This window comes from Oscillatoria sp. HE19RPO (genome assembly GCF_024220515.1).
Lineage (GTDB): Bacteria > Cyanobacteriota > Cyanobacteriia > Cyanobacteriales > Laspinemataceae > Laspinema.
In genome coordinates this window covers 17,962-28,131 of sequence record NZ_JAMXOT010000138.1, presented here as the reverse complement: position 1 = coordinate 28,131, position 10,170 = coordinate 17,962, and the positions used below count along the sequence as shown (strand labels likewise).

Sequence of the window (10,170 nt, the reverse complement as noted above, 5' to 3'; positions counted from 1 at the left end):
TGGGGCGCAATGCTTGCGCCCTCCGGAGGGCGCAAGCATTGCGCCCCTACAGATATGAACGGTTGGATGATTTATATTTTGCAATCCCCTTAACGGAACTCCCCAAAATAAAATCTCTAAAACGTTCGTTCGTATTGATGGATCAATGGAGCGCCCTCTTTTGGGCCTGCGCATTGCGCCCCTACAGATATGAACGGTTGGATGATTTATATTTTGCAATCCCCTAACTCGTGGGAAAGATTTGGGTAAAAATGCACGCTTTTCTTGTTACTTTAAAATTATTAAGTTTTTGAATAAACTTCCTTTATCGGAATATAAAGAGTCTCAATGGTGCGACCCATCCCTCGATCGCCGGTTTTCTCCTATAGCGCCGCTGTCTTAACTGTCCTCATTGCCCTACTCCTGACCCTCGCCTTCAAACCCCTCCTGGCTTCAACCCTGTTTCTGTTCTTTTTTGTCGCCGTAACGGGGATGACATGGTATGGGGGAATGGGTCCAGGACTGGTGACAACGGTACTCTCTGTGTTAGCCCTCGACTATTTTGTACTCGTTCCCCTCCAGAGCTTAACCGTATTCAGTGGAACCAACCTACTGCGAATGGGGTTGTTTGTCTTGGTTACCTTGACGATCGCCAAGCTGAACACCAAACTCCATCAGGTGAAACGAGAGTTAGAAATCAGCTTGACTCAACTCAAGCAGAGTGAGGAACGCTATCGGCGGATTGTAGAAACCGCCTCAGAAGGCATCTGGATTTTGGATGAGGCAGGGCGAACCCGCTATGTGAATCAGCGAATGGCTCAAATGTTAGGCTGTTCTCCAGAATCGATGCTCGATCGCCCCTTTTTTGACTGGTTTGACCAAGGCGATCGCCCCAAGGGATACCAGACCCTGACCCAACCCTATCCCGGATACCCCGAACAATGGGATGGGCGATTTCGCCGTAGCGATCGGTCCTTGCTTTGGGCGATCGTCTCCATGAATTCCATTTTTGATGACCAGGGTCAGTTTCAGGGGACCCATCTAATGCTCACCGATGTCAGCGATCGCCAACAAACCCAGGAACGCCTGCAACTCTCTTTAGAAGCCGGACGAATGGGATTTTGGGATTGGAATCTGAGCACCAACGAAGTGATTCGATCGGACAATCTGGCGGAAATTTACGGGGTGAGTCCGGGTCAATTAGAGCGGACATTTGAGAGTTCTTTAAACCTGATTCATCCCGAGGACCGGGAACGAGTCCAAGAGGCGATCGCCCAGGCGGTGGCAGAAATCACCCCCTACAGCTTAGAATTTCGGATTCAGCCCTCCCCGGAGGAGATTCGCTGGATCTTAGGCAAAGGACGAGTCTTTACAGATGCCAGTGGCACAGCAGTCCGAATGACAGGCATTGCAATGGACATCAGCGATCGCAAACAAACCGAAGAGTCCTTGAGGCAGACTCAACAGAGATTTGAGACCTTTATGAACTATAGCCCCGTTGCCGCTTACTTTAAAGACGAAGCCGGACGCTATGTTTACGTCAATCCCATGCTAGAACGGCTGTGGCAACGCCCCCTGGAGGAATGGGTGGGTCACACCGACGCGGACCTCTTTCCTTCGGCAGTCGCCCAAGAACTACAAACTCATGATGCCACTGTATTAGAAACTGACCAGGCCCTGGAATTTGTAGAAACTGCTGAACACCTCGACGGGAACCATTATTGGATTTCCTGGAAATTCCCCATGCGCGAACCCTCCGGAAAACGCTTACTCGCCGGAATCTCTCTGGATATCACCGATCGCAAGCGCACTCAAGAAGAACGGGACCTGCTCTTGGCGGACCTGGAATCCCAACAACAACTCCTGAGTGCCGTTTTGCAACAAATGCCTGCCGGGGCGATCGTTGCCGAAGCCCCCTCCGGGCAGTTAGTCTTGATGAATCAGCAAGTTAGAGAAATTTTAGGCATTTCCCTGACTCCCCTCATCACGATCCCGAGTTATCTCCAGACTTCCTACCAAATTTTTCACCCTGACGGTAAACCCTATAACTCAGACGCCTTACCCTTAGCGCGATCCATCTCTAGCGGAGAGGTTGTGGTTGAAGAAGAACTGCAAATCCAACGCGCTGATGGGACCCGGGTCACCGTCCTCGCCAACTCCGGCCCCATTCGCAACGCCGAGGGCGAAATTGTCGCCGCCGTGGTGAGCTTTTATGACATCACCGCCCAAAAATCCGCCCAAGCTGAAATCAAACGCTATGTGGATGTGGTCAAAAATATTCAAGTGGGATTAACAGTCTGGCAACTCACCCCACAAGAGGAACCCCCTTCCTTTGAACTAATGAGTGCTAATCCTGCGGCGAGTCAACTGGCGGGAAGAGATTTAGACCGGGCCGTAGGAATGCCGATTGAGACTTTATTTCCCCATCTGGTGAAAACCTCACGAATTGTCGAGTTGATAGAGGTTTTGAATAGTTCCGAAGCGCGGGATTTTCCCGAAGTCATCTACAGCGACGATGCTGGAGAGGAACGCTATTGTTCCCTGAAAGCCTTTCCCCTCCCCAATCACTGTCTCGGTTTAGCCTATGAAGATATCACCGATCGCAAACAAGCACAATTTGCCTTACTCGAAAGCGAACAACGGTTTCGGACAATGGCCGATGCTGCCCCGGTTTATATTTGGTTATCCGGAATTGATCAGCAATGTTATTATTTTAATCAACCCTGGTTAGACTTTACCGGCAGGACTTTAGAAGAAGAAATCGGCAATGGTTGGGTGGAGGGAGTACATCCCGAGGACATGGGATTTTGCCTTACTACTTATCATCAAGCCTTTGAGCAACGCCAACCCTTTGAGATGGAATATCGCCTGCGCCGGTATGATGGGGAATACCGTTGGGTGTTAGATCGCGCCGTGCCTCGATTTTCCCCCGATGGCCGATTTGAGGGATATGTGGGGTCTTGTATTGATATTAGCGATCGCAAACTTTACGAGAGTGAAATTCAGCATCTCAATGCCAGTCTTGAACGCCGGGTGACCGATCGCACCGCCCAACTGGAAGCGGCCAATCAAGAACTCGAATCCTTTGCTTATTCCGTCTCCCATGATTTGCGCGCGCCCCTGCGACATATTAGCGGATTTGTGAATTTGCTCCGCAAACGGATCGAACCCTCTCTGGATGAAAATAGTCAGCGCTATCTCAATATTATTGTCCAGAGTACCCACCAAGCTGAAGAGTTGATTGATAATTTGTTAGCCTTCTCCCGCATGGCCCGTGCTCAGATGCGCTTGATCAAAGTCGATATGAATCAACTGGTGCACGAGGTCCGGCAGACTTTGGAGATGGAAAGAGGCGATCGCAAAATCATCTGGAAGATTGCCTCATTACCCACGGTGAAAGGGGAACCCACCATGTTACGATTGGTGTTCCAAAATCTTCTAGATAACGCAATTAAATACAGCCAACGACGGGAAGCGGCTGAAATCACCGTAGGTTTTAAGGAAAACAACATCGAATTTATCTTTTTTGTGCAAGATAATGGCATCGGATTTGATATGCGCTATGCTCACAAACTCTTTGGGGTTTTTCAACGCTTACATAGCAATCCTGATTTTGTGGGCACCGGCATCGGACTGGCCAATGTTCGTCGAATTATCCATCGTCATGGAGGCCGCACTTGGGCCGAAGGTGAGGTGGATTTAGGTGCTACATTTTATTTTTCTCTTCCTAAACAACCGGAAGAAAATCAACTCGACGCGAATAGCTAAAGTTATTGTAGGGTGGGCATGGCCCACATTCACTCACCCACATTCACTCAAAGGTGGGCCATGCCCACCCTACTCCTACTCTACTCCTAGGGAAACCGTTCCTCTAGCTCAAGAAACCGGGTTTCTTTCATCAATTTAGGTAAGAGGCAAAAGTGTTTGTAGAAACCCGGTTTCTGATACCAACAGCTCAAGAAACCGGGTTTCTTTTATCAATTTAGGTAAGAGGCAAAAGTGTTTGTAGAAACCCGGTTTCTGATACCAACAGCTCAAGAAACCGAGTTTCGGGTGAGAAGGCTCAGGAACTGAAAGCCGAGGAAATTTGAAGGAAGACCGCTTACCTATCGGATAAAACCCGTGGCAATATCCGGATCTGATTCATTGATTAGACCTCTTGCAAAATTCTCTTAAGCCCCCCTTATTAAGGGGGGTTGGGGGGATCTCTTCGTTATTTTGCAAGAGGTCAAATTCTGTCATCCCGGTAAAATGAGATAAAATTCCAGCGTCATATACCGAGTAAACCCCATGAACCAGGGAGAACCAAGGATGGACATCAAACGCATTCTACTGGTAGAAGATAATGCCAATGATATAGAGCTAATTTTGACGGCACTAGCGGAAAATAACCTAGCCAATGAAGTCATCGTGGTGCGCGATGGCGAAGAAGCGCTAGATTATCTCTTTCGTCGGGGTATCTTTAGATTGAGGCGAGAAGGACATCCCATCTTGGTGATGCTTGACCTCAAACTGCCCAAAATCGATGGACTGGAAGTGTTGGCACAAATGAAGTCTACGACGGATTTGCGCCAGATTCCCGTGGTGATTTTGACCGCTTCTCGTGAAGAATCGGACCTCATTAGCAGCTACAATCTAGGGGTGAATGGCTATGTGATCAAGCCCTTAGACTTCCACGAGTTTGTGGATGCCATCAAAAGCCTAGGGCTATTTTGGGCCGTAGTCAATCAACCGCCTCCAGGCTCTTTGCCTGCGGTAGCGCGAGAATGAGTCACCTAACTAAACGAATGATGGACGGTTAAAGTGCTGCATATCCTACTGCTAGAAGATAGTCTGCTGGATGCAGAACTCATTGAGGCCCACTTGCAAGAGAGTGGTCTCAATGTGGCGTTGAAGCGGGTAGACACCTGCGAAGCCTTCCAAGAGGCCCTGGAAAGCGGGTCGTTGGACGTGATTTTGGCCGATTATTCCCTCCCTTCCTTCGATGGATTTTCTGCCTTGAAAATGGCTCAAAGCCGATGTCCGGACCTGCCTTTTATCTTTGTGTCGGCGACGTTGGGGGAGGAAGTGGCCCTGGAGACCCTGAAAAGTGGAGCCACGGATTATGTCCTCAAGCAGCGCTTAGAACGACTGGTTCCCTCGGTGCAACGAGCCATTCGAGAGGCGAAAGAACATCGCGATCGCCTGAAGGCGGAAGCCGCACTCCAAGAGAGCGATCGCCGGTTTAGAATGGCCCTGAAAAATTCATTTATCTGTATTTTCCAACAAGACCGGGACCTGAAATACCAATGGATTCACAATCCCCAGGGACCTGAAACAGCAGAGGAAATCGTCGGAGAAACCGACTACTTCTTATTTTCCCAAGCCGATGCCGACCATCTCAGCGCCCTCAAACGAGAGGTAATTGCCACCGGAACTCCCACTCGCATGGAAGTCTCAGTGACTATTTTGGGAGAAATCCGGGACTACGACCTGATTTTAGAACCTGTATTTGACGAGCAACCGAATCAGGACCCTCCCCAGGTGGTAGCGCTGATGGGGACCGCCTTGAATATTACCGAACGCAAGCAGTCGGAACGAGAACTGTATCGTCGGGAACAACAATTTCGAGCCTTAGCAGAAAATGCACCAGATATTATCGCCCGCTTTGATCGACAACTGCGCCACATTTACGTCAACCCGGCGATTGAAAAAGCCACCGGAATCCCTCCCCAGGAGTTTATCGGCAAAACCAATGCAGATTTAGGATTTCTCGAAGAAACTTACTTACAGTGGTCCCGACATTTACAAGAGATTTTTGTCACCGGAGAACCGGGTTTTCTGGAATTTGATTTTCCCTCTTCAACAGGAACCCGAACTTATCAATCCCAAGCCGTTCCAGAATTTGACATAGAGGGCCATGTTGAGTCTTTACTGTGCATTAGTCGGGATGTCACAGAAAGCAAACAAGCCGAACAGGTGCTGCGAGAGAGTGAGGCACGGTTCCGACGATTGATGGATTCCAATACCATTGGCATGGGATTCTGGCATGGGGATGCCATTACCGTTGCCAATGATGCCTTTTTGGAAATGGTGGGTTACTCCCAGCAGGAGTTACAACAGGAACCGTTGAATTGGCGCAAGATTACCCCTTCGGAATATTTACATTTGGATGAAACCGCCAATCAGCAAGCGCGTCAAATAGGCTATACCGAGCCCTTTGAAAAGGAATTTTTTCATAAAAATGGGACCCGGATTCCGGTGCTTTTGGGAGGGGCGATTTTTGACCATAATGCGGATGCGGGGGTCTTTTTTACCCTGGATTTGACCGATCGCAAACGGATGGAAGCGGCGTTACAGCAACAAGCGGAGGCATTAGAACGGGCGAATCAGGTCAAGGATGAGTTTTTAGCGGTCCTCTCCCATGAGTTGCGATCGCCCCTGAATGCGATTCTCGGATGGTCCCAGTTACTGCTGGCTCGCAAATTTGACGAAGCTACCACTCGCCGTGCCTTGGAGACAATCGAACGCAATGCGCGATTCCAAACCCAACTGATTGAGGATTTGCTGGATGTCTCCCGCATCCTACGCGGCAAGCTGACCCTGAAAGTCACGCGGGTGAATTTATCGACCCCAATCTGCGCGGCGATCGAAAGTTTACGTCTGGCGATCGAAGCCAAATCCCTGCAACTGGACTATTCCCCAGATCCCAATATCTCCCCAGTAATGGGAGACTCCAACCGCTTGCAGCAAGTGGTGTGGAATCTGCTGTCGAATGCGGTGAAATTTACCGAACCCGGGGGTCAAGTTACCCTCCGCGTCCAACAAGAGGATCAATGGGTGATGCTGCAAGTTCAGGATAGCGGAGTCGGCATTCTGCCGGAATTTCTCCCCCATTTATTTGAATATTTCCGCCAAGCGGATGCTTCTAGTACCCGCAATCATGGGGGACTTGGGATTGGATTAGGACTGGTGCGCCATCTGGTGGAACTGCATGGGGGAACCGTCAGTGCAGAAAGTCCCGGAGAGGGACAGGGGGCGACTTTTACCGTGAAACTCCCGGCGATCGCCTTCAAAACTGACTTCCAAACCCAATTACCCCAGTCTTCTCCCAAACCGAAACTGACTGGAGTGCGGGTCCTGGTTGTGGATGACGATCGGGACTCTTTGCAGTTTGTGCAGTTTGTTTTAGAACAGTCTGGGTGCCAAGTCCAGGCGATCGCCTCCCCAATAGAAGCCCTCGCCGTGTTTTCTGACTGGCAACCGGATCTGGTGATTAGCGATATTGCCATGCCAGAGGAGGATGGGTATAGTTTTATCCGCAAAATTCGGGCAATGGAGAGAAACGCCGGAGGGCAAATTCCGGCGGTTGCCCTAACAGCTTATGCCCGAGAAGAAGACCGCACTGCGGCATTTTTAGCCGGATTTCAAGAGCATTTAACTAAACCCATTGACCCCAAAGCACTCATGGCGGCGATCGAATTATTAACCCGACCTCTGGACGGATTGGAGAAAACTATCGGCAAATGAGAGAAAAGTTCAAGCCCAGTAATCCGGAATCCGGTTGTCAAAAGTCTGTACAAACCCGCAGGCTGAAGCCCGGAGGCTATACGGACAAAGCCCGCCTGCGCGGGCTCAAGAGTAAAAACGACAAAATGTTTGTAGTAACGACTTCAGTCGTTACCGCGTGACTGGGCCCAAGCCCAGACACGCCCGTTGGAAGGCGATCGCCCCAGTCCCCAAACAGATGCTTAATCTCCAAAAAATGTTTGTAGTAACGACTTCAGTCGTTACCGCGTAACTGGGCCCAAGCCCAGTAACGCCCCTTGGGAGGCGATCGCCCCAGTCCCCAAACAGGTCCTTAAGCTCAAAAAAATGTTTGTAGTAACGACTTCAGTCGTTACCGCGTGACTGGGCCCAAGCCCAGTAACGCCCCTTGGCAGGCGATCGCCCCAGTCCCCAAACAGGTTCTTACACCGCCAATTGAGAGTGTCATGGCGATCGCCATGACACTCTGGGCAACGACTGAAGTCGTTACTACAAACATTTTCTGGATTTCCCATCTCTTTTTGAGTGTCATGGCGATCGCCAAGACACTCTGGGCAACGACTGAAGTCGTTACTACAAACATTTTCTCTATTTCCTATTCTCTTTTTGAGTGTCAGAGAGCATCTCAATTTTGCCTAAAAGGGGAATTTATAAGTCTTGCTCCCCCTTCCCTCCTAGGGAAGGGGGCTGGGGGGTTAGGTCTCTTTGCCTTCTTGAGATGCTCCCGAGTATCATGGCAGAGGCCATGACACTCTGGGCAACGACTGAAGTCGTTACTACAAACATTTTCTCTATTTCCTATTCTCTTTTAATGAGAGAGTTTTTCTAAGAAAATCTGGCGATCGTCGCGGTAAATGACTTTGAGTTTTTCCTGGAAAACTGTCATAAAGGCATCAATTCCTCGCCCGGTATTACAGTGCGGGCGGTCAGGAAATTCAAAGTGATAGTCATCAAAAATAATCATGCCGCCTTCTTTGATGAGTCCCCAACTTAAGACCGCATCTTGGAGGACATCAATGGCAAAATGAGAGCCATCAATATAGACGATATGATAGGAATCTAACGGGAGCGATCGCAACACTTCTTGAGAGAATCCCACCCGTTTATCGACTTTGTGTTTCGCTCCACTTTTTTCGATATTTCCGTCAAATCTCTCCTCTACTGACTTCTGCACCGTCGGGTCATTCTTTTTACTCTCCACTACCCCCTCAAAATTATCAATACAGGTAATCCGAGCGGTTTCATGGGTCAGGATATTATCCAGCAACCAACAACTCGCCATGCCTTCAAAACAGCCCACTTCTACCACTCTCAAGTTCGGCATATTGGCATATTTTCGGAAATTCTGTTCCCAGATTGGCATCACTCCGGTAAAACAGTCGGCACTGACGTTATAGCCTTTTTGAGCAAATTGGAGAGTATAGGGAATCGTGGAAAGTTTTTTCTGGAGAATTTCGTTATTGGGCTTAAATTCCAGGGCTTTCTTTAAGGCAATTTCGGCTTGATAAACTTTTTCGACGTTACTGGTAAATAAGCCTTGATAGTACAGGGACATCCCAAGATTATAATGAGCATGACTGGAGTTGGGTTCAAGTTCTACCATTTTCTGGGCGGCATTGGCGGCTTGGGGGTATTTGCAATTCGCCCAACTTTTTTCAATGACGCGCTGGTAAATGGTGCGGATGACTTCCTGAGATTGGGGGGTATAAATGGCTGATAAAATATACCGAGCGGAACCATATTCCGACTGATTGGGGGGGATTTGGTTTAAGAGTTCAGCCGCTTCACTCAATTTACCTTGGGCCAAAAATGCCATCCCTAGGGGGTAGGTGATGGAAATGTCGGGAACGAGGTCTTTGGCTTTCCAGAAGCAGAGAATCGCGTCTTGGAATTCTCCATAGTCGCAATGTTTAAGGGCTTTATTGCGATAATAATTTCCATAAGATTGTTGGAGGCTGATGTTTTGTTTCCAGTCGGGATGGTTTAAGAGGTTTTGAGTTAAAGCAGCATCTAAGAGATTGAGGGATTTAATATGAAAAATTTGGCCTTCGGCGAGTTGGCGTAAGACTGCGATGAGGAGGGGTTGGTTGAGGTGAGAATAGTTAGAGGAGGCGAGTAATTCGGCTGTGGTGATTAACCGTTCGGTGAGGGTGGAGTCCAGGATGCCGAGGTGCAGGTAAAGTTGGAGACGGGCGAGATGGTTATTGAGATCATTGGGGCCGATCGCACTGATGCGATCGCGCAAGACTAAGGCGCTTTGCCAGTCCCTTGCGGATTCTTTCTGAGTGGCGATCGCCCATAAAATCTCATAAAGCTGCTGTCCCCACTGTTGGACTTGAGGCGGTGTTCCCTGGGACAATACCGCATTCCAGCACTGTTCAGCTTCCCTTTGCTTTCCTTGCAGTAACAAGGCGACCCCTAAATACCAGTAATTGACAATCACCTGGGGTTGCGCTTGAATGTTTTGTCGGCACAGGGCGAGGGCACTGTCATAGTCCTGCTTCGCGAAATATTCCGTAACCATCAGTTGGACTTGCATGATTTCTATTCCTATCGGTTCTCAATCAAGGGTTCAGGTTTCAAGGATGAAAGTTTCCCCATCCCACAGGGATTTTTTTGAGGTCCTTTTGAGAAAGACGCTGTTTTGGCATCTTGAAGAAACAT

General features: G+C 49.1%; 5 protein-coding genes. 3 read left to right on the top strand and 2 right to left on the bottom strand.

Annotated features, from left to right (window positions below):
- Positions 1-327: 327 nt before the first annotated feature.
- From NG833_RS13310 to NG833_RS13300, 3 genes are all read left to right on the top strand, one after another.
- Positions 328-3,747 carry a PAS domain S-box protein gene (locus tag NG833_RS13310; RefSeq protein ID WP_254565770.1) on the top strand — a complete coding sequence of 1,140 codons (3,420 nt, stop codon included), beginning with the start codon at positions 328-330 and terminating at the stop codon, positions 3,745-3,747.
- A 543-nt stretch (positions 3,748-4,290) separates the two neighbouring features.
- A complete protein-coding gene (locus NG833_RS13305) occupies positions 4,291-4,749 on the top strand; it encodes a response regulator (RefSeq protein ID WP_254565769.1) in 459 nt (152 codons plus the stop codon).
- Positions 4,750-4,782: 33 nt separating this feature from the next.
- Complete coding sequence (locus NG833_RS13300) at positions 4,783-7,488, top strand: response regulator (protein WP_254565768.1); 2,706 nt, start codon at positions 4,783-4,785, stop codon at positions 7,486-7,488.
- A gap of 370 nt (positions 7,489-7,858) precedes the next feature.
- Here NG833_RS13300 and NG833_RS13295 read toward each other — a convergent pair whose 3' ends face one another.
- Positions 7,859-8,089: a hypothetical protein gene (locus NG833_RS13295; RefSeq protein ID WP_254565767.1), complete on the bottom strand. Its 231-nt coding sequence runs from the start codon at positions 8,087-8,089 to the stop codon at positions 7,859-7,861.
- Positions 8,090-8,314: 225 nt separating this feature from the next.
- The gene (locus NG833_RS13290; protein ID WP_254565766.1) at positions 8,315-10,045 is read right to left on the bottom strand and encodes a class I SAM-dependent methyltransferase; all 1,731 of its coding nucleotides are present in this window, start codon (positions 10,043-10,045) and stop codon (positions 8,315-8,317) included.
- Positions 10,046-10,170 lie beyond the last annotated feature (125 nt).

Excerpts from the sequence above, each read along its gene's own strand:
- NG833_RS13310 (WP_254565770.1), top strand. The coding sequence starts at position 328 with ATGGTGCGACCCATCCCTCGATCGCCGGTTTTCTCCTATAGCGCCGCT.
- NG833_RS13305 (WP_254565769.1), top strand. The coding sequence starts at position 4,291 with ATGGACATCAAACGCATTCTACTGGTAGAAGATAATGCCAATGATATA.
- NG833_RS13295 (WP_254565767.1), bottom strand. The coding sequence starts at position 8,089 with ATGTTTGTAGTAACGACTTCAGTCGTTGCCCAGAGTGTCTTGGCGATC.
- NG833_RS13290 (WP_254565766.1), bottom strand. The coding sequence starts at position 10,045 with ATGCAAGTCCAACTGATGGTTACGGAATATTTCGCGAAGCAGGACTAT.